This window comes from Belnapia sp. F-4-1 (assembly GCF_000802185.1).
GTDB lineage: Bacteria > Pseudomonadota > Alphaproteobacteria > Acetobacterales > Acetobacteraceae > Belnapia.
On sequence record NZ_KN676113.1, the window covers coordinates 3,728,450 to 3,747,546 of the forward strand.

Consider the following 19,097-nt stretch of genomic DNA (forward strand, 5'->3'; position numbering starts at 1 on the left):
GTCTGGCAACGGCTTGCCGGGAAATAGCCGCTGCCGGATGTCGTCCGTCCGTTCATCTGCGACGAAGCGCAGGTCTTCGGGATGACGGGCGGCACCATCGCCGATCCGGCCTCAACGGGAGGTGGGGCGAGGCTTAAACCCCGGCAATGCGTCCATCCTCATGATGAATGACGCCGATGGCCGCCCGTGATGGGCGTGTCGCCCGGAATGCGCCTATCTCCTCCGCATCCCGGCCGGCCCGAACGGGTCGGCGCCTCCCGCAAGGAGCGACAAAGATGATCGATATCCGTCCCTTCGGCACCCTCGGCGGTGCCAATCACGGCTGGTTGAAGGCGCGCCACCACTTCTCCTTCGCCGGCTACCACGATGCGGCGCGGATGAACTGGGGCAAGCTGCGCGTCTGGAACGACGACGAGATCGCCGCCGGCACCGGCTTCGACCCGCACCCGCACCGCGACATGGAGATCGTCACCTATGTCCGTGAGGGAGCCATCACCCATCGCGACAACATGGGCAACGAGGGCCGTACCGAGGCTGGCGACGTGCAGATCATGTCGGCCGGCACCGGCGTGGTGCACAGCGAGTACAACCTGGAGCCGGAGACGACGAAGATCTTCCAGATCTGGATCATCCCCGATCGCCGCGGCGTGCAGCCCAACTGGGGCGCGAAGCAGTTCCCCAAGGAGCAGCGCGAGGCCGGCTTCGAGGTGCTGGCCAGCGGCCGGCCGCAGGATGCCGGCAGCGGCGCCCTGCCGCTGAATGTCGACGGCGCGGTGCTGGCGGCGACGCTGAAGGCCGGGCAGACGCTGCGCCAGGGGCTGGAGCCGGGCCGCGCGGCCTATCTCGTGCCGGCCAAGGGCGCCGTCACGGTGAACGGCAAGGCGCTCGGTGCCCGCGACGGCGCCGGCATCGTCGACGAGGCGGTGATGGAGATCACAGCCTCGGAGGATGCGGAGCTGGTGCTGGTGGAGGTGGCGGCGGAGTAAGCCCGAGCAGCTGCCCGCGCAGCACGCCGACCGGGTCCCGCCCCGGCCCGCGCGCCACCAGCGCGCGGTGCCCGCCCGGCAGCACCAGCAGGGGCAGTCCGGCCAGCCGGGCCGAGGCCAGGGGCACCAGCCCATCGCCCGGCCCAATGCCCTGGCTGCGCATCCAGCGGTCGAGCAGGCGATAGGCACCCTCCTCGATCCGCCACGGCGCGCCCTCCAATGTGGTCGCCAGGACGGCGATCGGCACCCGCCGCGCCAGGCCGGCGACGGCGTCGGCATGCTCCGCCATCCAGGCCGCGCGCATCGGCGTCGTGAGGTCACGCAGGCCCCGCCCGCTGCCGAGCCGCAGCGCCCGCAAGGCGCGATGCGCCACGCGATGCAGCGGACGGATGCCGCAGAGCGCATCGGCGACCGGCGAGCCGAGAAAGGGCGATTGCAGCGCGACCAGACCGCGGCACCGGGCCGCAATCCCGGGGCGGAGCAGCGCCGCCAGCGCCTCCAGCCCGCCCTTGCTGTGGCCGATCAGCACCACCGGCCGTGGGTCGGCCGCAATCCGCTCGGCGATGCGCGCGGCATTGGCGAGGACGGGCGCCGCGGTCGGCAGCGCCACGACCTCGATGGCCAGGCCGAGGCTACACAGCCAGTCCGCCTGGCTGCGCATGTAGTCGAGCCGGAGACGCGCCACCACCTCGCCGAAGAGGCCGTAGCAAAGGAGGATGCGATGCCCCGCCAGGCGCTCGGCGAGGCGTGCATCCTCCGGCACCATCTCAGTCGATCTTGATGACGAGCTTGCCGAAATTGCTTCCCTTCAGCAGGCCGATGAAGGCGTCCGGCGCATTGCTCAGCCCCTCCACCACATCCTCGCGCCAGGCCATGCGGCCGGACGCCATGTGGCCCAGCATTTCCTGGCGGAATTGCGGGTAGCGCGGCCAGCCGCTGTCGCTGACGATGAAGCCCTGGATGCGCAGCCGCTTGCGCACGGTGGCCATGAGGTTCGGCCCCGGCCGCACCTCGGTATCGTTGTACTCGGCGATCATGCCGCACATCACCATACGGCCATGGTCGTTCATGCGCGGGAAGACCGCGCGCTGCACCGCGCCGCCGACATTCTCCCAATAAACGTCGATCCCCTGCGGGCAATGCCGGTCGAGCTGCGCGTTGAGGTCGCCGCGATGGTCGATGCAGGCGTCGAAGCCCAGCACCTCGGTGACGAACTCGCACTTCTTCGCCCCGCCGGCGATGCCGACCACCTTGCAGCCGCGGATCTTCGCGATCTGCCCGACCACCTGGCCAACCGCGCCGGAGGCGGCGGAGACGACGACGGTCTCGCCCGCCTTCGGCTGGCCGATATCCTCGAGCCCGACCCAGGCGGTGAGGCCCGGCATGCCGAGCACGCCGAGGCTGGCTGAGAGCGGCGCCTCCTTCGGGTCGATCTTGAACAGCCGCCCCGGCTGCACGACGGAGAAGCGCTGCCAGCCGAACCCGCCGAGCACGGTGTCGCCCGGGGCGAAGCCCGGCGCGTTGGAGGCAACGACCTCGCCCGCCGTCTGCCCCTCCATCACCGCGCCGAGCTCGACCGGGGCGGAGTAGCTCTTCGCGTCCGACATGCGGCCGCGCATATAGGGGTCGAGCGAAAGATAATGGGCGCGGACCAGCACCTCGCCGGGACCTGGCTGCGGCACCGGGGTCTCGACGATGTCGAAATCCTCCGGCACCGGCTCGCCCTTCGGGCGGCGGCGCAGCAGGACCTGCAGGTTCATCTCGGCCATGGATCTGCTCCCTCATGTCTTGGCCGTCAGTGTTGCCCCCGGCCCGGTTGCAAGGGAAGGGGCTGGGGCCAGATCACTGGCATGACCGAACGCGTCGCCGATTATCCCCGCCCGCCACGGCTGGAGCCGAGCCAGCGGCGGATTCGCATCCGGCTCGGCGGCGAGACCATCGCCGAGACCCGCGCGGCCTGGCGGGTGCTGGAGACCTTTCACCCGCCCAGCTGGTACCTGCCACCCGGGGCCTTCGCCCCCGGCGTGCTGCGCCCGGCGGCCGGGCAGAGCTTCTGCGAATGGAAGGGCCTCGCCCGCTACTGGACGCTCGCCGCCGGCGGGGTAACGGCGGAGGCGGCTGGGTGGAGCTATCCTTCCCCGACGCCCGCCTTTGCCCCCATCCGCGACCACATCGCCGTCTATGCCGGACGGATGGAAGCCTGCTTCGTCGACGACGAGGAGGTCACGCCGCAGCCGGGCGGATTCTATGGTGGCTGGATCACGGAGGAGGTTACCGGACCCTTCAAAGGTGGGCCGGGGACGACGGGATGGTAAGCTCGGGTCGCGTAACATGACGCATTGCAACCCTTAGGCGCCGTCGTTAGGCTCCGGCCCGTTGGCTGGAACCACGATCCTGTGGGCCTCCATGATCGGGACCTGACACATGCGTAACACGATCCTATCCCTGGCCGCGCTGACGGCCCTCGCGGCCTGCGGCGCCCAGAGCGGTCCGGCCCCGACCACGGCCACCAGCGGCCCCGGCTCGCCCCCGCTGCAGCAGGAAATCTACCGGCAGCCGCACAGCGCCAATGCCGGCGCCGGCACCGCGACGATCTCGGGCGGCGACACCCAGGGCCGTCCGCAGATCACCCGCGACGGCACCGCCGCCGGCCCGGGCGTCGGCGGCGTGCCTGAGGATTACCGGCCGATGCGGAACCGCTCCAACAAGGGCGGCTGAGCCCTATCCCGGCGGGGGAGGGCTACTCCTCCTCCGTTTCCCGCAGCCAGTCCTCGGTGGTGCGGACCACGGGACGCGACGGGCCGGCATAAGGATCGACGCCGCCCAGCGTCGCCTCCACCGCCCGGCAATCCTCGCACAGCTCGAGCAGGGCAAGGCGGGACGGGTCCGCGAACATCCAGTGCCCGCTGGCAGCCAGTCGGGACTTCACCCGCCTGATGCTGCTCGCCGTGCCGAAGGGCTTGGCGCAGCGGGTGCAATGGAAGGGCTCTTCCTCCTTTACCACCATCGGCTGCGCGGCGGCCTCGGCGAAGTTCAGCCGTGGCGCGAGGCTGATCACCTGCTCGGGGCAGGTCGCGGCGCAGAGGCCGCACTGCACGCAAGCCTCCTCGAGGAAACGCAGCTGCGGCCGCTCCGGATTCGCGCTGAAGGCGCCGGTCGGGCAGACCATGGTGCAGGCGAGGCAGAGGGTGCAGCCCTCGGACGCGACCAACGCTGCGCCGAAGGGTGCGGCTTCCGGCATCGGCACTATCTCCGGCGCCTCGGCGGGCCGCATCGCGCGCAGCGCCTGGCGCAGCACCTCGCGCGGCGCGCCAAGCGGCAGGAAGCCCGCCGGGGCCCAACCGGTGCGCAGCGCCAGCGCCGGCGCCAGCTGCTCGCCGAGGGTGAAGGGGTCGTCGGTCTCGATCGCCGCCGCGCGCGGCAGGGTGGCGGCGAGGCCGAGCCCGTCGAGCGCCGCCGCCACGTAGTCGAGGTTGCGGAACATCCCCTCCGTCCCATGCCCGCGCCGGCCGGGCAGCAGCACCCGCACGCCCGCGGCACCCCAGGCGAAGCCGGCGGCGAGCGTCGCCAGGTCGAGCGCGCTCGCCTCGTTGAGGCGGAAGGGCAGCACGCGGGCGGGCAAGCCATCGCCATGCCGGGCGAGGGCATCGATCAGCGAATCGCCGTGGCCGCCGTCATGCAGCAGCAGCACCGGGTCGCGCCCGCCTGCCTCGGCATGGCCGAGCAGCAGGGCGCGCAGCCGGGCGAGGGTCGTCGCGGGCGGCGGCAGCGCGTAGGTCACGGCGCCGGTCGGGCAGACCGCGGCGCAGGATCCGCAGCCGGCGCAGATCTCGGCACTGATGAGCACGCTGTCCTTTCCTGGCGTGATGGCGCCGGTCGGGCAGAGGTCGAGGCAGCGGGTGCAGCCGGTGCGGCGGTTGCGCGAATGGGCGCAGAGCCCCGCCTCGAATTGCACGAAGCGCGGCTTGTCGAACTCGCCGACCAGCTCCCGCGCCGAGGCGATGGCGCGCTCCACTGCCGCGGCATCCTCCGGGTCGGCGCGGAGGTAGCCCTGCCGGGTCTCGTGGAAGAGGGCAGGAGCCCCGGTGAGGTCGAGGATCACGTCGCAGCGGCTGCGCGCCTCGTTGCGCGCCGGGCCCCAGGCATAGGCGGCGCGCGAGGCGGGGGAGGGCGCGGCATAGCCGTCCACCACGACCTCGAAGGCGCCGAGCCAGCCGGTTGCGCCGCGCGCCCGGCCACGGAGGACGGGGAATTCGGTGCGCGGCGGCGGCGCCACGGGCTCCGCCCCGGTCAGCAGCACGGTGATGTCGAGCCGGTCCGCCAGGCGCCGGCCGGCCTCGATCGCCGTCGCATCCCGGCCGAGGACCAGGGTGACGCCCTCGCTCCGCAGCGGCACCAGCGGCGTCTCCGGCAACGGGATGGCGGCGGCGGCGATGAGCCCGGCCATCTTTGGCCCGGCCTCGGCCCCTTCGGCCGACCAGCCGGCCTGCTCGCGCAGGTTGACGAAGGCGAGGGGCTGGGCGGCGTCCGCTTCCTCCGCCAGCTCGGCGAAGAGCGGCGCCTCCTGGGTGCAGCCAACCGTCACCGGCCGCCCCGTTGCCAGAGCGGCGAGGAAGCGGTCGCGCTGCGCCAGGCAGAGCTGCTCCGCGGTGCGCAGCTCGCCGCCGCAGGCGAGGCCGCGCTCGTCGAGGCGCATGCTGTCCTCGCAGCTGCAGACGAGGGCGATGCGGTCCGGCATTCGGTCAGGCTTCCTTTGCTTCCCCTGCTGGTCCTGCCGGGGCCGGGCGCATATATGCCGCGCGCCGCCTGCTTGCGAGGGAGAAGGATGGAGCTGCCCGACCTGCCGAGCGTCTTCGCCCCCCTCGCGCTGCGCGAGGGTGGGGATGCCATGGCGCGGGCGGCGGCGCTGGCCTCGGCGCGCGGCGCCGGGCTGCTCGCCTGGGTGCGCTCCGCCGCGCGGGCCGAAGCGGCGGTGGTGCTGGAGCCGGAAATGCCGCTCGCCGGGGCGCGGCTCGCCCTGCTGGCGGCGGCGAACGCGCTGGCCGATGCGCTGGGGGTGCTGGGCCCGCCCGAGGCGATCATCGGCTTGCGCTGGCCGGCCGAGGTGCTGGTCAATGGCGGAAGGGTCGGCGGGCTGCGGCTTGCGGTGGCGCCGGGGGCCTCGGAGTCCGAAGTGCCGGACTGGCTGGTGGTCGGCTTCGAGGTTGCGCTCGCTCCTCCGCCCGGCACCGAGCCGGGGGATGTTCCCGACCGTACCTGCCTGGAGGAGGAAGGCTTCGAGGCTCCCTCCGCCGCGGAGCTGGTGGCCGCCTGGGCACGGCACCTGATGGCGGGGCTCGACCGCTGGCAATCCGGCGGCCCGCGGCGGCTGGTGGAGGATTGCCTCGCCCGGCTTGAGGATGGCCGCGCCGAGGCGGGGCTCCGGCGGGGGATCGACCCTGCGAGCGGCGCCCTGGTGCTGGAGCGCAACGGCACCCGCCAGCTGGTGCCCCTCGCATGAGCCAGCTGCCGCGCACCCTCCGGCTTGATCCCTCGGACCTTGTCGTCTTCACCCGTGCGGCCGAGCCCGGCGAATGGGCCGTGCCCGGCGGCTTCGCCTTCTGGGACGAAGACCCCTCCGCCCTCGCGGGCAAGCGGAGGCAGGAATTCCGCGCCGGCTTCCTCGGCCTCGGCAGCTTCGGCTGGTCGACGCTGGTCGAGGTGGCCGAGGCCGGCGCCGCCGAACGGGAGGCCGCGCTCGCCGCCCTCGCCGCGCATATCCAATCCGCCTATGGCGCGCCCGATGCCGCCGCCGCGCGTGCCGCGGCGGCGGAGGAGATCGCCTTCGCCGAATCGCTCTGCACCCACCCGCCGGGCACGGTGCTCGCCCTCAGCCGGGTGGTGGAGGATGGCGCGGTGCGCGAGCGCTTCCGTACCCTGCATCGGCGCGAGGGCCCGCTGCCCGTCTTCGCCATCGCGGAGGAGGCGGACGAGGCACCCGAGCGGCCCGACCTTACCGCCCTGGGGAGCGGGGAACGATGATAGGCCCGGGCGATTTCTGGCTTTCCTCCGGCCACCACCTTTGCGACCGCGACGAGGCGGGCCGGCTGATCCCGACCGAGGATCTCTGGCGCGCCTTCCTCGCCCGGCCGGAGCTGCTGCCGCCGGAGGAGGCCTGCGCGGCGGAGCTTGCCCTGCATACCGGCCTGCTCGCCGCGCCCCTTCGCCCTGTCGCGCCCGACGAGCTGGCGGCGCTCGCCGACCCGGATGCGCGGGAGAACTGGCAGGTCTTCCTCGCCTTCCGCGAGCGCGTGCGGGCCGCGCCGACGCTGGAGGCGGCCTGGCTCGCCCTGTTCCGCGCGGGCGTCGGCGGCGTGCCGCCGATCTTCCTGCAGATGCTGACCCATCTCATCGCCCGCGCCGCCATGGAAGGCGAGGGGGATGCCTTCGCACTCCGCGCCGCCGAGGCCTTCTTCCGCCCGCAGCGGGCCGCCATCCATCCCGGTGCCCTGCTGCTGGCGGATGAGGAATTCCTCGATGCCCGCGCCGCGGATGGCGATCTCGGCAGCCTCGGCCGACTGCTGACCGAGGCCGGGTCGCCGCCGCGCGAGGTGGAGCTCGAGGTTCTCTCCGAGGCCAATGCGCCCGGCTATGCGGCGCGCTCCGACGCGCATGACCTGGCGCTCGACATCGCCGAGGGGCGGCCCGGCCAGCATGGCATGGCCCGGGCGCTGGAGCGCTTCATCACCCATGTCACCGGCGAGGGTGTGACCATCCGCCCGGTGCCGGTGATCGACGACCGCAACTGGACCTGGCATGTCGGGTTGGATGCCGAGGCGACCGCCATCGCCAACGACCTTTGGAGGGGCACCAAGGTGAAGCAGGCGCGGCTCGCCCGCATCCTCTGGCTCGGGGTACTGGAATTTGCCGATGCGACGCGGGTGCTGCCGCGGGCGGCGGGCCGCCCGGTCTATCTGGCGCTCGCCATGGATGCGGCCCAGCGGGTGAGGATGAAGCCGCAGAACCTGGCCGTCGGCCTTCCCCTCAGAACCGTGGCGGAGTCCGTCTGATGCGGCTCGAGGTCCCCGGCACCATCCGCATCCCCGTCGCCGTGCTGGCCGAGCGCCGCCCGGCTGCGACCCGCTGGGCCGACTGGTCCTGGCGCGCCGTCGAGGTGCTGCGCGAGGCGCCCGAGCTCCCGCCCTGGACCGTGCTGCGCGAGGAGGCCGGCCGCACTCTCTTCCTTGCCGGCGTGGCGGAGGTGGTGCTCTCGCCCACCGACACGCCGAATTACCGTGACAACCTCACCGCCGATCCGCCGCTGATCTGGGTGGTGCTGCGCCCGGTGGAGGCGGAGCCTGGCCTCGCCCTCCATGCCGTGACGGTCGATGCCGGCGAGGCGCAGCTCTATGCCGACAGCGGCGCCGACCTCCTGGAAAGCCTGCCGCTGCCCGACTGGCTGCGGCCGACGGTCGATACCTTCATCCTCCGGCACCATGTCGAGCGCGTTCGGCACAAGCGGCGCCGCGAGGATGCCGATCCTGAGGCGCTCGGCAAGCGCCCCGGCGGGCGGCGTGGCCCGTGAGCGAGGAGGGGTTCCTCAGCCGCTGGTCGCGGCGGAAGCGCGAAGCGCTGCGCGGCCCGCCGGAGCCGCAGCCGCAGGCCGAGGCGCCGCCCGTGGCGCCACCGGCCGAGGCCCCGCCGCCGGCCTTCGACCCGGACAGCCTGCCGCCGGTGGAGAGCCTGACCGAGGCAAGCGACATCACCGCTTTCCTCCGCGCCGAGGTCCCGGCCGCGCTGCGCCGGGCCGCGCTGCGCCGCGCCTGGACGCTCGATCCGGCCATCCGCGACTTCACCGGCCCTGCCGACTACGCCTGGGACTACAACGCGCCGGACGGCGTGCCAGGCTTCGCCCATGCCCTCGGCGGCGATGTGAAACGGCTGCTGGCCCAGGCGATCGGCGCGCTGGAGGAAGTTGCGGCCAGTAAGCCCGACGAAGCGCCGCCGGCCGACACGCCACCCGAACCCACTCCGCTTGAACCTGCTTCGTCCGAATTGGCTATGTCTGGCCCCGTCCCGCCCGAGATCGCCGAGCCGGTGCCGGAGCCGCCCTTGCTGGCCACGGAGGCCGCGCCGTCGCCGGAGGCCCCGCCCGCACCGCCGCCACGACGGCGGCATGGCAGCGCCCTTCCGGTCTGATGGCCGGGAAGGCCGCTCGCCTTCCTGGACTCATTCGGTTCCGAGTCAGCCCTCTGGCGTCGGGCCCACGCGCCGCTTCCGGCCTGAACGTATTCTGGATGAAATGATGATGATGGAACCTGCTGGCGTCGCATCAAGCGCCGTCGATCCGCTCGATCTGGAGCGGGCCCGGCTTTTTGCGTTGCTCGGACGGCTCCTTTCGGCACCGCCGGATGCTGGGCTTCTGGCGCGGCTGCAGGGTCTGCAGGGCGATGCCACGCCGCTCGGCCGCGCCCTGGCGGCGCTGGCCGAGGCCGCGGGCCGGATCGACGCGGCGCGGGTGGAGCGGGAATACTTCACGCTCTTCATCGGCGTCGGCCGGGGTGAGTTGCTGCCCTATGCCTCCTACTACCTCACCGGCTTCCTGCATGAGCGGCCGCTGGCCGAGCTGCGGGCGGCGCTCGGCGCGATCGGCGTGGCACGGGCTGCCGGGGTGTCGGAGCCGGAGGACCATCTCGGCTTCTGCTGCGAGGTGATGGCGGGGCTGCTGGAGGGGCGCTTCCACGGCATGGCGGCAGGCGACTTCTTCGCCCGGCATCTCGCGCCCTGGGCGGGGCGGTGCTTCGCCGATCTCGAAGGGGCGGAGGCGGCGGTGTTCTACAGGGCGGCCGGAGCGCTCGGGCGCCGGGTGATCGAGATCGAACAGGCGGCAGCGGCGCTGCCGTGACGAGGCGGAGAGGGTGGCTGCGAGGGAGGGGACCAACGCCAAGCGGCGCGGTTTCCTGCATGCGCTCGGGCTCGGCATGGCAGTGGTGGCGGCCTGTTCCGCGGCCGGCATCCGCAGGCGGGGCGGTTCGATGCCGGATACACGCTGGTCGTCCGGATCGCGGTGCCGGGGGCGGGCTGGTCGCCGCCTCGGGCCATGTGCTGATATTCGCCGTCGCCGACATCGCCGGGCGGCAGGTGGCCCATATGATCCACAGCCTGCTCGCGGTGCTGATGGTGGCCGCCGTGCTGGCGCATCTCTATACCGGCGGCCTCGGCATGGAGGGCGCCTTCCAGGCCATGGGCGCCGGGAAGGTCAACTATCATTGGGCCAAGGAGCATCACGCATCGTGGGTGGAGCAGGAATTGGCCGAGGCGCAGGAGAGCGCGGCACCCGCCGGCGCCAAGGCGGCCGGGGCCGACCAGGAACCCACCCATGCGGGTGATCGGCCTCGCCGGCTGGAGCGGGGCCGGCAAGACGACGCTGATGGCCCGGTTGCTGCCCGAATTGGGTGCCCGGGGCGTCAGCGTCTCCACCATCAAGCATGCGCATCACCGCTTCGATATCGATACGCCCGGCAAGGACTCCTGGGTCCATCGCGAGGCGGGGGCGCGCCAGGTGCTGGTGAGCTCCGAGAATCGCTGGGCGCTGATGACAGAGCTGCGCGGCGCGCCGGAGCCGGGCCTCCGCGCCTTGCTGGCCCAGCTTTCCCCGGTCGACCTGGTGGTGGTGGAGGGCTTCAAGCGCGACCGCCACCCGAAGATCGAGGTTCATCGCGCCGCCAACGCCAAGCCCTGGCTGCATCCGGAGGACCCGGCCATCCGCGCCGTCGCCAGCGATATCCGGCCCGCCGGGCTGCCTTGGGCCTCGCTCGACGACATCGGGGCGATCGCCGAGCTGGCGCTGCGGCATGCGGCGCCGCTCGAGTCATGGTAAGCCGCCGCCATGGCCCAGCTTTCGGATGACTGCTTCGCCTTCGGCGGCCCGCTGCTCTCGGTCGAGGCGGCGGAGGCGCTGATCGCCCAGCGCATCCCGCCCCTCCTTGGGGAGGAGGCGGTGCCGCTCGCCGAGGTCGCCGGCCGCGTCCTCGCCCGCGACCTCCGCGCGCCGCTCCCGCTGCCGCCCTTCTTCAACTCGGCCGTCGATGGCTATGCCTTCCGCCAAGCCGACCTGCCGCCGGGCGAAGGTGCCCTGCTGCCGCTCGCAGGACGGATCGCCGCCGGCCATGCGCCGGCCGCGGCGCTGCCGCCCGGACATGCCGTCCGCATCTTCACCGGCGCCCCCATGCCGCCCGGTGCGGATACCGTCGTGATGCAGGAGGATGCCGAGGCCGATGCCGCCGGCGTCCGGGTCCCGCCCGGCCTCAGGCCCGGCGCCAATGCCCGCCCGGCGGGCGAGGATGTCGCCGAGGGCGCCCTTGCCCTGCCGGCCGGCCGGCGGTTGCGGGCGCCGGAGATCGGCCTTGCCGCCGCCCTCGGCCTCGCCCGGCTGCCGGTCCGGCCGCGCATCCGCGTCGGCGTCTTCTCGACCGGGGATGAGCTGGCCTCGCCCGGTACGGCGCTCGGGCCCGCCAAGGCCTTCGACAGCAACCGCTTCACCCTGCTCGCCCTGCTCTCCCGCCTGCCGGTCGCCGCCAGCGATCTCGGCATCCTCCCCGACGACCCGGCGGCGACCGCGGCGGCCCTGCGCGCCGCGGCCGGCACGCATGACCTGCTGCTGACCTCGGGGGGCGTCAGCACTGGCGAGGAGGACCATGTCCGCACCGCCATCGAGGCGGGCGGACGCCTCGTCTTCTGGCGGCTGGCGGTGAAGCCGGGGCGGCCGGTGGCGATGGGGGTCCTGCCGAAGGCAGGCGGGGCTTTCGCCTCTGGGGGCACGCCGGTGGTCGGCCTGCCCGGCAACCCGGTGGCGGCGGTCGTCACCTTCCTGCACCTGGCCCGCCCGCTGGTGCTCCGCCTTGCCGGCGCCGCGCCCGAGCCCTTGCTGCGCATCCGCGCCGAGGCGGGCTTCGCCTACCGCAAGAAGGCAGGGCGGCGGGAATATGTGCGGGTGCGGCTGCGCGACGGCATCGCCACCAAATTCGAGCGCGAGGGTGCCGGGTTGCTGACCTCGCTGACCGAGAGCGACGCCTTCGCCGAGCTGCCCGAGCCCGTGCTCGCCGTCGCACCCGGCGATGCGGTGACGCTGCTGCCCTTTGCCGCGCTCTTCTGAGCCCGGCTGGGAGCGGTTTCCGTTCGCATTGGCTCACGGACCCCGTTCCCGCTTGTTGTATCGGCGAGCAGATTGCTCCGCTCAGGTGCCTCCGCCTGATCGGCGCTTGCTCTAGACCGGCAGCAGCAGCCGCGCCCGCAGGCCGCCGAGCGGGCTCTCCTCCAGCAGGATATCCCCGCCATGCGCCCGGACGATGTCGCGCGCGATGGCGAGGCCGAGCCCCGTCCCGTCCGGCCGCCCGGTCGTGAAGGGCCGGAAGGCGCCCTCCCGCTCCCCGGCTGGGATGCCGGGCCCGTCGTCATCCACCGTCACCTGCGCCCAGAGCGACTGGCCTTCGCCTCCCGGCCCGATCGGGTCGGGCCGTGGCACCGTCTCCACCGCGACCGCCACGCGCCGCGCATGGCGCCGGGCATTGTCGATCAGGTTGCCGAGGCAGCGCCGCACCGCATCCGGCCGCAGCGGCAGGGCGAGCCGGCCGGGCGCGGCCACCTCCACCGCCGCGCCGGAGCGCCGCGCCTTCGCTGCAACGTCCTGCACCAGTTCCACCAGGTCGGCCGGACGGGTCTGCTCCGTTCCCTCGCCGCGGGCGAAGGCGAGGTAGGCGGCGATCATCCGCTCCATCTCCTCCATGTCTTGGGTGAGGGCGGCGATGTCTTCCTCCGCCTCCGGCCCCCGCGGCAGCATGGAAACGCCGAGGCGCATGCGCGTCAGCGGCGTGCGCAGGTCATGGCTGATTCCGGCCAGCATCTCCGTCCGCTGGCCGACGAAGCGGCGGATGCGCTCCTGCATGCGGTTGAAGGCCGCCGCCGCCTGGCGTACCTCGCTCGCCCCCTCCGGCTTGATCGACCCGACATCCCGCCCGAGGCCAAAGGCCTCCGCCGCCGCTGCCAGCCGCCGTATCGCCCGCACCTGGTTCTTCATGAAGAGGATGGCGACGCCCGACAGCAGCAGCGCCGAGCCGACCAGCCAGATGACGAAGAGGTAGAGCGTCGCGGTGAAGAGGCGCTTCCGCGGCGCCTCCACATGCAGCACGCCATCGGGCAGCTGCACACGGATGATGACGCTGCGCGGGTCGCTCCCCCAGTCGGCATCGAACCGCGTGCGCAGCCGCTCGCCGAGGGCGGTGTTGAGGTCCGCCTCCAGCGGCAGGATCGACATGCTCGGCCGCCGCTCGCCCTGGATCCGCGCGCCCGGCTCGAAGGCCAGCGCCAGGTCGAGCCGCCAGGAGGCCTCGCGGAAGATCCAAGGGTGCTGCGCCTCCGGCTCGCGCCGGATCAGCTCGGCGACGAAGGCGACATCGCCGGCGACGCCACCCGCCAGCCGCCGCGAGATGACGTCGAGATGCCCGCCGTAGAAGAGCTGCAGCGCGACCGCCTGGAGCACCAGCATCGGCGCCAGGATGATCAGCACCGAGCGCGCCATCAGCGAGCGCGGCAGCAGCCGCTTGAGGCCCGCCATCACCGGTCCCGGCATCATGTCAGACCCCGTACTGGCATGGGCGCCCGGGAGGGGGAATTGGATCGCCTCGGCATGGCTCTACGGCCCCGGCCGCAGCACGTAGCCGCGATGCCGCACCGTATGGAGGTAGCGCGGCTCGCGCGGGTCAGGCTCGATCTTCCGCCGCAGCCGCGTCACCTGCACGTCGATCGCCCGCTCGCCCGCTTCCGGCGTGCCAAGCGCGGCGGCGATCTCCTCGCGGCTCAGCACGTCGCCGGCGCGGCGGGCGAGGGCGTCGAGCAGCGCAGCCTCGCCACCGGTCAGCCGTACCGTGCCCTCCGGCCCGCGCAGCTCGGAGCGCTCGGCATCGAACCAGCGCATGCCAAGCTGCACGGGCGCCACGGTCAGCGGCTGGGTCGGCGGCGCCACGCGGCGGAGGATGGTGCGGATGCGGAGCGCCAGCTCGCGTGGCTCGAATGGCTTCGCCAGGTAGTCGTCGGCGCCCATCTCGAAGCCGGCGACACGGTCCTCCGGCCCGCCGCGCGCCGTCAGCATCAGCACCGGCACGTCCTTGCCCTGGCGGCGAAGCGCCTCGACCAGCTCGAGCCCGGTCTCGCCCGGCATCATCACGTCGAGCACCATGAGGTCGAAGGCGACGGCGGCGAGCTGGGCCCGGGCCGCCGCGGCATCGGCGGCGACACTCACGCGAAACCCCTGCTCCGACAGGAAGCGCTGCAGCAGCGCCCGCAGCCGCGCATCGTCGTCCACCACGAGCAGATGGGCGTGGTCGGCGGTGGTGGCCTCGGCAGGCATCGGTGGCATTCCTCTCCAGGCGGCGCCGGGGGTCGTCACCCGGTCCCCGGCCAATCTGTGGCGGCGGGACCGCCAGGGAAAGATGCGGCATGCGGCCGGCCGGCGACCGGGCGCGGCCGCTGCTCCAGGCGCTCGAGCTGGCCGCGTGCCTCGGCGCCCATCAGCCCGCGCATCACCCGGCGGAACCCCTCGACCGCGACCGGCCCGGCCTCGCGATAGGCCCGCATCACCCACTCGCGCTGCCGCTCGAACAGCTGCCGCTCCAGCGCCTCGCCTTTCGGCGTCAGCGAGAGCAGGCGCTGCCGGCGGTCGTTCCGTCCGGGCGATTGCAGCACGTAGCCCTGCTCGATGAGCGGCGTCAGCACCCGCCCGAGCGACTGCTTGGTGATGCCGAGGATGCCGAGCAGATCCCCCACCGTGATCCCCGGCCGGCGGCCGACGAAATGCAGCACCCGGTGATGCGCCCGGCCGAGGTCGAGCTCGGCGAGGATCTGGTCGGCGCCGGCGGTGAAGTCGCGGTAGCCGAAGAAGAGCAGGTCTTGCGCCAGCCGCAGCTCCTCCTCCCGGAGGAAGAGCAGGTTGCGCCCGGCGCCGACGGGCGCTGTGGTCGGCGGGCCGTCAACGGTGTCCGGCATGGCAGCTATGCGCTCTCCCCGTAGCGGATTGGGTCAGTGACGTTGACACATTTTTCCCGATCATTCTAACCTGGCCTGGCTAGAAGCAAGGATATTGCGGGAGTACGCGGCTATGGCACTCATTCCTTACGACGACCGGGATGGCTGGATCTGGTGGGACGGGGAGTTCCTCCCCTGGCGGGATGCCAGGCTGCATGTCCTCTCGCATGGGCTGCACTATGCCAGCGCGGTGTTCGAGGGCGAGAGGGCCTATTCAGGGAATATCTTCAAGCTGCGGGAGCATACCGAGCGGCTGATCGCTTCCGCCCGCATCCTCGGCTTCGAGATCCCCTACACGGCCGAGCAGATCGACGCCGCCTGCCAGGAGGCCGTGGCGCGGAACGGCTTCACCGATGCCTATGTGCGGCCGATCGCCTGGCGCGGCTCGGAGGAGATGGGCGTCGCGGCGCGGCTCAACAAAACCCACCTCGCCATCGCCACCTGGGAGTGGGGCGCCTATTTCGGCGTGGAGCAGCGCATGGCCGGCGTCCGCCTCGGCATGGCCAAGTGGCGGCGGCCGGCGCCGGACACCGCGCCGACCGCCTCCAAGGCTTCCGGCCTCTACATGATCGGCACCATGTCGAAGCATGCGGCGACCGACGAGGGCTTCGACGACGCGCTGATGCTCGACTACAAGGGCGACGTGGCCGAGGCGACCGGGGCCAACATCTTCTTCAACATGGGCGGCGAGCTGCACACGCCGAAGCCGGTTTGCTTCCTCGACGGCATCACCCGCCGCACCGTGATGGGCCTTGCCCGCAAGCGACAGGTGAAGGTGGTGGAGCGCACCATCCGCGCCGACGAACTGAAGGATGCCTCGGAGGTTTTCCTCGCCGGCACCGCGGCCGAGGTGACGCCGGTGCGGGAGATCGCCGGCATCGCCTACACGCCGGGCGACCTCACCCGCATGCTGATGACCGATTACGAGGCGCTGGTGCGGCTGAGCCCGGAGCAGGTCGCCAAGAGCGGCGCCTGAGCGGAGGGGCGGGCCATGGACTTCGCCTGGCTCGCCTCGGCCACCGGTTTCGCCCTGGCGATGTCGGCGACGCCGGGGCCGAACAACGCCATGGTCACGGCCTCGGCGGTGAATTTCGGTCTCCGCCGGAGCCTGCCGCATATGCTGGGCGTTTCGCTCGGCTTTCCGGTGATGCTGGTCCTGGTGGCGCTCGGGGCAGGGGAGGTGCTCGCCGCCTCGTCCAGCCTCCAGGCCGGGCTGCGCTGGCTCGGCGCCGCCTGGATGGTCTGGCTGGCCTGGAAGATCGCCACTGCCGCACCGCCCGAAACCGGCACCGCGCCGCAGGGCCGGCCGATGACCTTCCTGCAGGCCGCCCTCTTCCAGTGGGTGAACCCCAAGGCCTGGGTGATCGCCGGCGCGGCCATCCTCGCCTATGGCGCCTCACTGCTGCTGGCGGCGATCTTCGCCCTGGCGGCCTTCGCCAGCCTCGCCTTCTGGGCGGTGGTCGGGCTCGGGGCGGCGAGGCTGCTGCGCAGCCCGGCGGCGCTCCGCTGGTTCAACCGGGCCATGGCGGCGCTGCTCCTGCTCTCCCTGGTGCCGGTGCTGCGGGGCTGACATCCTCCCCGGCAACGAGTTGGGAGGGGATGGAGATGGCGGGATTCCAGCACGGCATGCCGGGGCCCTTCGCGGGGATGGACCTGCCCTGGCTGCTGGCCGCCAAGGCCCGACAGCGGGGCGCGCATCCCTTCCTGATCTGGGCCCCGGCCGAGGGGCCGGACGAGACTTGGTCCTATGCCCGCTTCCACGCCGAGGCCGGGCAGCTTGCCGCCGGGCTGGCGCGGCGGGGCATCGGTCCGGGCGACCCGGTTCTCGTCCACCACGAGAATGCGCCGGCGCTGCTGCTCGCCTATTTCGCGCTCGCCGAGCTGGGCGCCATCGCCGTGCTGACGAATACCCGCGCGGCAGGGGATGAGCTGGCCTATTTCGCCGCCCATTCCCGCAGCGTTGCCGCCATCACCCAGCCGAGCATGGCCGGGCTGGTCGAGGCCGCGGCGCCCGGCCTGCGCTGGATCGCCGTGACCGGCACGGCGGACTGGGCCGCACTCTTCGCCGAAGGGGCCGGCCGCCCCCGCCGGGCGCCGGAGCCGGAGCGGCCGCTCTCCGTGCTCTACACCTCCGGCACCACCTCCCGCCCCAAGGGGGTGGTCTGGACCCATGCCAATGCGCTTTGGGCGGCGCGGGTGAATGCCGCGCATGAGGGGCTGGTGCCGGAGGATGTCCACCAGGTCTACCTGCCGCTCTTCCACGCCAATGCGCTCGGCTACTCGACCCTGGCGACGCTCTGGGCCGGCGGAACGGTGGTGCTGCAGCCCAGATGGTCCACGAGCCGCTTCTGGCCGGTGGCGCTGCGGCACCGCACGACCTGGGTCTCCTTCATCTGGTTCTCGCTCCGCGCCGTGCTGGAGGCGGAGATCCCGGCCGCGCACCACCTGCGGATGTTCGGCTTCGCCACCTCGGACCCGCCGGCCGCCGCCCGGCTCGGCGTGCCGGCGATCGGCTGGTGGGGCATGACGGAGACGATCAGCCACGGCATCGTCGGCAGCCTGCATGTGCCGAACCGCCCCGGCGCCATCGGCCGCGCCGCGCCGGAATACGACATCCGGATCCTGCGCGAGGATGGCAGCCCAGTTGGCCCCGGCGAGACAGGGGCGCTGTTCTGCCGCGGCGTGCGCGGCGTCTCGATGTTCCTCGAATACCTGCACGACCCGGCGGCGACCGCCGCGGCCTTCGACGCCGAGGGCTGGTTCGCTACCGGCGACCTCGTGACCCTGCTCGAGGACGGCTCCATCCAATTCGCCGACCGCGCCAAGGACATGTTGAAGGTCGGCGCCGAGAACGTCGCCGCCTCGGAGATCGAGCGGGTGGTGCTTGGCGTCCCTGGCGTGCACGAGGCGGCTGTGGTCGGCCGGCCGCACCCGATGCTGGACGAGGTGCCCGTCGCCTTCGTCACCCTCGCCGATGGCACCGATGGGGCCGCGCTGCCCGAGGCGGTGATCGCCGCCTGCCGCGGCGCGCTCGCCGACTTCAAGGTGCCGCGCGAGGTGTTGGTGATCGAGGACATGCCACGCGCGACGCTCGAGAAGATCGCCAAAGCCGAACTGCGGAAGCGCCTCAGATGAACGCCTTCACCGCGAGATAGAACCCGAGCACCCCGAGCGCCGCCTGCACCACGCGGCGGAACCGCGCTTCCGCCATCCCCCGCCGCAGCCTTTGCCCGGCCGCCATGCCGAGGAAGGCCGGCACCACCCCGGCCAGCGAGGCGAGGCCCAGCTCCTCCGGCAGCAGCCCGCCGCCCGCGAGGCCAATCGCCAGGGCCCCCGTCGCCACCACCACGCCGAGGCCGAAGCCCTGGATGAACTCGCCCGGCGGCAGCCGCAGCGCGACGAGATAGGGCGCTGCCGGCATCAGGAAGCTGCCCGTCATCCCCGTCACCACGCCCGAGGCGAGGCCCATCGCCGGCGAGACCCAGCGCTCCCGCCGCGGCCCCGGCGGCGGCACCGGCCAGCCGGAAAGCGACAGCGCCGCCGAGGCCATCAGCAGCAGTCCGAGCAGGCCGGAGAGCACCGTTGCATCGGAGCGGGCGAGGATGCCCGTCCCCGCCAGTGCCCCGATCCCTGCCGTCAGCAGGAAGGGCCAGAGCCGCCGCAGCGCCGCCCCGAGATGTGGCCCGGCGAAGGCTTGCCAAAGATTGGTGGCGAGCGCCGGCACCAGCATCAGCGCCATGGCATCGGGCAGCGGCCGGGTGAGGGCGAGCAGGCCGAGCGTCACCGTCGGCAGGCCGAAGCCGGCGACGCCCTTGACGAATCCGGCGAGAAGGAAGGCGCCAATCACTGGCAGGGCATCGAGCAGCATGGTCATGCCCCGAGCCTGCCCGCAGGCCCGCGCTCATGCTTCGGCATCGGCCGAAGCGCCAGCAGCCAGGCCATGCGCGCCCCGTAGCGGTCATGCGGCCTGGAGAGCGCCCCTGTCACCGGCGCATTCGCCGCGGTGCCAATGAGGACGCAGGCGACGAGCCCCAGCATCGTCCGGCCCCCGCA

Annotated in this window: 22 protein-coding genes; 14 read left to right on the top strand and 8 right to left on the bottom strand. The window is 72.8% G+C overall.

What is annotated here, in order from left to right:
- Positions 1 to 275: 275 nt before the first annotated feature.
- Positions 276 to 986: a pirin family protein gene (locus tag LH62_RS17640; RefSeq protein ID WP_043363389.1), complete on the top strand. Its 711-nt coding sequence runs from the start codon at positions 276 to 278 to the stop codon at positions 984 to 986.
- On the opposite strand, the gene LH62_RS28525 is transcribed toward LH62_RS17640, so the two are convergent.
- Both LH62_RS28525 and LH62_RS17650 read right to left on the bottom strand, forming a co-directional pair.
- A complete protein-coding gene (locus LH62_RS28525; protein ID WP_052214636.1) occupies positions 934 to 1,752 on the bottom strand; it encodes a hypothetical protein in 819 nt (272 codons plus the stop codon). The genes LH62_RS17640 and LH62_RS28525 overlap by 53 nt on opposite strands.
- Before the next feature lies 1 nt (position 1,753).
- On the bottom strand, positions 1,754 to 2,755 hold the full coding sequence (locus LH62_RS17650) for an NADP-dependent oxidoreductase (RefSeq protein ID WP_043363391.1): 1,002 nt from the start codon (positions 2,753 to 2,755) through the stop codon (positions 1,754 to 1,756).
- A gap of 81 nt (positions 2,756 to 2,836) precedes the next feature.
- Between LH62_RS17650 and LH62_RS17655 the strand changes: the two genes are divergently transcribed.
- A complete protein-coding gene (locus LH62_RS17655) occupies positions 2,837 to 3,301 on the top strand; it encodes a DUF427 domain-containing protein (protein WP_043363394.1) in 465 nt (154 codons plus the stop codon).
- A 109-nt stretch (positions 3,302 to 3,410) separates the two neighbouring features.
- Entirely contained in the window at positions 3,411 to 3,704 is a 294-nt protein-coding gene (locus LH62_RS30380; protein ID WP_043363395.1) for a hypothetical protein, read from the top strand.
- A 22-nt stretch (positions 3,705 to 3,726) separates the two neighbouring features.
- On the opposite strand, the gene LH62_RS17665 is transcribed toward LH62_RS30380, so the two are convergent.
- Positions 3,727 to 5,724: a 4Fe-4S dicluster domain-containing protein gene (locus LH62_RS17665; RefSeq protein ID WP_144404520.1), complete on the bottom strand. Its 1,998-nt coding sequence runs from the start codon at positions 5,722 to 5,724 to the stop codon at positions 3,727 to 3,729.
- Positions 5,725 to 5,811: 87 nt separating this feature from the next.
- On the opposite strand from LH62_RS17665, the gene LH62_RS17670 reads away from it, so the two are divergent.
- From LH62_RS17670 to glp, 8 genes are all read left to right on the top strand, one after another.
- Complete coding sequence (locus LH62_RS17670; protein ID WP_043363396.1) at positions 5,812 to 6,486, top strand: biotin/lipoate--protein ligase family protein; 675 nt, start codon at positions 5,812 to 5,814, stop codon at positions 6,484 to 6,486.
- Positions 6,483 to 7,007 (top strand): DUF6505 family protein, encoded by a 525-nt coding sequence (locus LH62_RS17675; protein ID WP_043363397.1) that lies wholly within the window; start codon positions 6,483 to 6,485, stop codon positions 7,005 to 7,007. Before LH62_RS17670 ends, LH62_RS17675 begins: the two co-directional genes overlap by 4 nt.
- On the top strand, positions 7,004 to 8,035 hold the full coding sequence (locus LH62_RS17680) for a DUF6352 family protein (RefSeq protein ID WP_043363398.1): 1,032 nt from the start codon (positions 7,004 to 7,006) through the stop codon (positions 8,033 to 8,035). The genes LH62_RS17675 and LH62_RS17680 overlap by 4 nt, the downstream gene beginning before the upstream one ends.
- Positions 8,035 to 8,550, top strand: coding sequence for a DUF3305 domain-containing protein (locus LH62_RS17685; RefSeq protein ID WP_043363399.1), 516 nt, complete (start codon positions 8,035 to 8,037; stop codon positions 8,548 to 8,550). Before LH62_RS17680 ends, LH62_RS17685 begins: the two co-directional genes overlap by 1 nt.
- Positions 8,547 to 9,164, top strand: coding sequence for a DUF3306 domain-containing protein (locus tag LH62_RS17690; protein ID WP_052214637.1), 618 nt, complete (start codon positions 8,547 to 8,549; stop codon positions 9,162 to 9,164). The genes LH62_RS17685 and LH62_RS17690 overlap by 4 nt, the downstream gene beginning before the upstream one ends.
- Before the next feature lie 109 nt (positions 9,165 to 9,273).
- Positions 9,274 to 9,870, top strand: coding sequence for a molecular chaperone (locus LH62_RS17695; protein WP_043366067.1), 597 nt, complete (start codon positions 9,274 to 9,276; stop codon positions 9,868 to 9,870).
- Positions 9,871 to 10,344: 474 nt separating this feature from the next.
- Positions 10,345 to 10,845, top strand: a complete 501-nt coding sequence (mobB, locus tag LH62_RS17700; RefSeq protein ID WP_043363400.1) for a molybdopterin-guanine dinucleotide biosynthesis protein B — start codon at positions 10,345 to 10,347, stop codon at positions 10,843 to 10,845.
- A gap of 9 nt (positions 10,846 to 10,854) precedes the next feature.
- Positions 10,855 to 12,120 (top strand): gephyrin-like molybdotransferase Glp, encoded by a 1,266-nt coding sequence (gene glp / locus LH62_RS17705; RefSeq protein WP_043363401.1) that lies wholly within the window; start codon positions 10,855 to 10,857, stop codon positions 12,118 to 12,120.
- A 111-nt stretch (positions 12,121 to 12,231) separates the two neighbouring features.
- Here glp and LH62_RS17710 read toward each other — a convergent pair whose 3' ends face one another.
- The 3 genes from LH62_RS17710 to LH62_RS17720 form a co-directional block, all read right to left on the bottom strand.
- Positions 12,232 to 13,578 carry an ATP-binding protein gene (locus tag LH62_RS17710; protein ID WP_236552571.1) on the bottom strand — a complete coding sequence of 449 codons (1,347 nt, stop codon included), beginning with the start codon at positions 13,576 to 13,578 and terminating at the stop codon, positions 12,232 to 12,234.
- 78 nt (positions 13,579 to 13,656) lie between these two features.
- Positions 13,657 to 14,379 (bottom strand): response regulator, encoded by a 723-nt coding sequence (locus LH62_RS17715; RefSeq protein ID WP_369796787.1) that lies wholly within the window; start codon positions 14,377 to 14,379, stop codon positions 13,657 to 13,659.
- A 26-nt stretch (positions 14,380 to 14,405) separates the two neighbouring features.
- Entirely contained in the window at positions 14,406 to 15,005 is a 600-nt protein-coding gene (locus LH62_RS17720; RefSeq protein WP_052214639.1) for a MarR family winged helix-turn-helix transcriptional regulator, read from the bottom strand.
- 112 nt (positions 15,006 to 15,117) lie between these two features.
- On the opposite strand from LH62_RS17720, the gene LH62_RS17725 reads away from it, so the two are divergent.
- Genes LH62_RS17725 through LH62_RS17735 form a run of 3 tightly spaced genes read left to right on the top strand, consistent with a single transcriptional unit; the run spans position 15,118 to position 18,179 of the window.
- Positions 15,118 to 16,020: a branched-chain amino acid aminotransferase gene (locus tag LH62_RS17725; RefSeq protein WP_043363405.1), complete on the top strand. Its 903-nt coding sequence runs from the start codon at positions 15,118 to 15,120 to the stop codon at positions 16,018 to 16,020.
- 15 nt (positions 16,021 to 16,035) lie between these two features.
- Positions 16,036 to 16,614: a LysE family translocator gene (locus LH62_RS17730; protein ID WP_043363406.1), complete on the top strand. Its 579-nt coding sequence runs from the start codon at positions 16,036 to 16,038 to the stop codon at positions 16,612 to 16,614.
- Between the two features lie 35 nt (positions 16,615 to 16,649).
- Positions 16,650 to 18,179, top strand: a complete 1,530-nt coding sequence (locus tag LH62_RS17735) for an AMP-binding protein (RefSeq protein ID WP_201445530.1) — start codon at positions 16,650 to 16,652, stop codon at positions 18,177 to 18,179.
- On the opposite strand, the gene LH62_RS17740 is transcribed toward LH62_RS17735, so the two are convergent.
- Both LH62_RS17740 and LH62_RS31185 read right to left on the bottom strand, forming a co-directional pair.
- A complete protein-coding gene (locus tag LH62_RS17740; protein ID WP_043363409.1) occupies positions 18,172 to 18,918 on the bottom strand; it encodes a sulfite exporter TauE/SafE family protein in 747 nt (248 codons plus the stop codon). The two genes, LH62_RS17735 and LH62_RS17740, sit on opposite strands and share 8 nt — an antisense overlap.
- Positions 18,915 to 19,082 carry a hypothetical protein gene (locus LH62_RS31185; RefSeq protein WP_160299846.1) on the bottom strand — a complete coding sequence of 56 codons (168 nt, stop codon included), beginning with the start codon at positions 19,080 to 19,082 and terminating at the stop codon, positions 18,915 to 18,917. The genes LH62_RS17740 and LH62_RS31185 overlap by 4 nt, the downstream gene beginning before the upstream one ends.
- Positions 19,083 to 19,097: the final 15 nt, after the last annotated feature.

Coding starts and splice junctions, on each gene's coding strand:
- LH62_RS17715 (WP_369796787.1), bottom strand. CDS start 14,379: ATGCCACCGATGCCTGCCGAGGCCACCACCGCCGACCACGCCCATCTG.
- LH62_RS17725 (WP_043363405.1), top strand. CDS start 15,118: ATGGCACTCATTCCTTACGACGACCGGGATGGCTGGATCTGGTGGGAC.
- LH62_RS17655 (WP_043363394.1), top strand. CDS start 2,837: ATGACCGAACGCGTCGCCGATTATCCCCGCCCGCCACGGCTGGAGCCG.
- LH62_RS17695 (WP_043366067.1), top strand. CDS start 9,274: ATGATGGAACCTGCTGGCGTCGCATCAAGCGCCGTCGATCCGCTCGAT.
- LH62_RS17650 (WP_043363391.1), bottom strand. CDS start 2,755: ATGGCCGAGATGAACCTGCAGGTCCTGCTGCGCCGCCGCCCGAAGGGC.
- LH62_RS17675 (WP_043363397.1), top strand. CDS start 6,483: ATGAGCCAGCTGCCGCGCACCCTCCGGCTTGATCCCTCGGACCTTGTC.
- mobB (WP_043363400.1), top strand. CDS start 10,345: ATGCGGGTGATCGGCCTCGCCGGCTGGAGCGGGGCCGGCAAGACGACG.
- LH62_RS17680 (WP_043363398.1), top strand. CDS start 7,004: ATGATAGGCCCGGGCGATTTCTGGCTTTCCTCCGGCCACCACCTTTGC.
- glp (WP_043363401.1), top strand. CDS start 10,855: ATGGCCCAGCTTTCGGATGACTGCTTCGCCTTCGGCGGCCCGCTGCTC.
- LH62_RS17670 (WP_043363396.1), top strand. CDS start 5,812: ATGGAGCTGCCCGACCTGCCGAGCGTCTTCGCCCCCCTCGCGCTGCGC.
- LH62_RS30380 (WP_043363395.1), top strand. CDS start 3,411: ATGCGTAACACGATCCTATCCCTGGCCGCGCTGACGGCCCTCGCGGCC.
- LH62_RS17640 (WP_043363389.1), top strand. CDS start 276: ATGATCGATATCCGTCCCTTCGGCACCCTCGGCGGTGCCAATCACGGC.
- LH62_RS17685 (WP_043363399.1), top strand. CDS start 8,035: ATGCGGCTCGAGGTCCCCGGCACCATCCGCATCCCCGTCGCCGTGCTG.
- LH62_RS17665 (WP_144404520.1), bottom strand. CDS start 5,724: ATGCCGGACCGCATCGCCCTCGTCTGCAGCTGCGAGGACAGCATGCGC.
- LH62_RS17720 (WP_052214639.1), bottom strand. CDS start 15,005: ATGCCGGACACCGTTGACGGCCCGCCGACCACAGCGCCCGTCGGCGCC.
- LH62_RS17730 (WP_043363406.1), top strand. CDS start 16,036: ATGGACTTCGCCTGGCTCGCCTCGGCCACCGGTTTCGCCCTGGCGATG.
- LH62_RS17735 (WP_201445530.1), top strand. CDS start 16,650: ATGGCGGGATTCCAGCACGGCATGCCGGGGCCCTTCGCGGGGATGGAC.
- LH62_RS17740 (WP_043363409.1), bottom strand. CDS start 18,918: ATGACCATGCTGCTCGATGCCCTGCCAGTGATTGGCGCCTTCCTTCTC.
- LH62_RS28525 (WP_052214636.1), bottom strand. CDS start 1,752: ATGGTGCCGGAGGATGCACGCCTCGCCGAGCGCCTGGCGGGGCATCGC.
- LH62_RS31185 (WP_160299846.1), bottom strand. CDS start 19,082: ATGCTGGGGCTCGTCGCCTGCGTCCTCATTGGCACCGCGGCGAATGCG.
- LH62_RS17710 (WP_236552571.1), bottom strand. CDS start 13,578: ATGGCGGGCCTCAAGCGGCTGCTGCCGCGCTCGCTGATGGCGCGCTCG.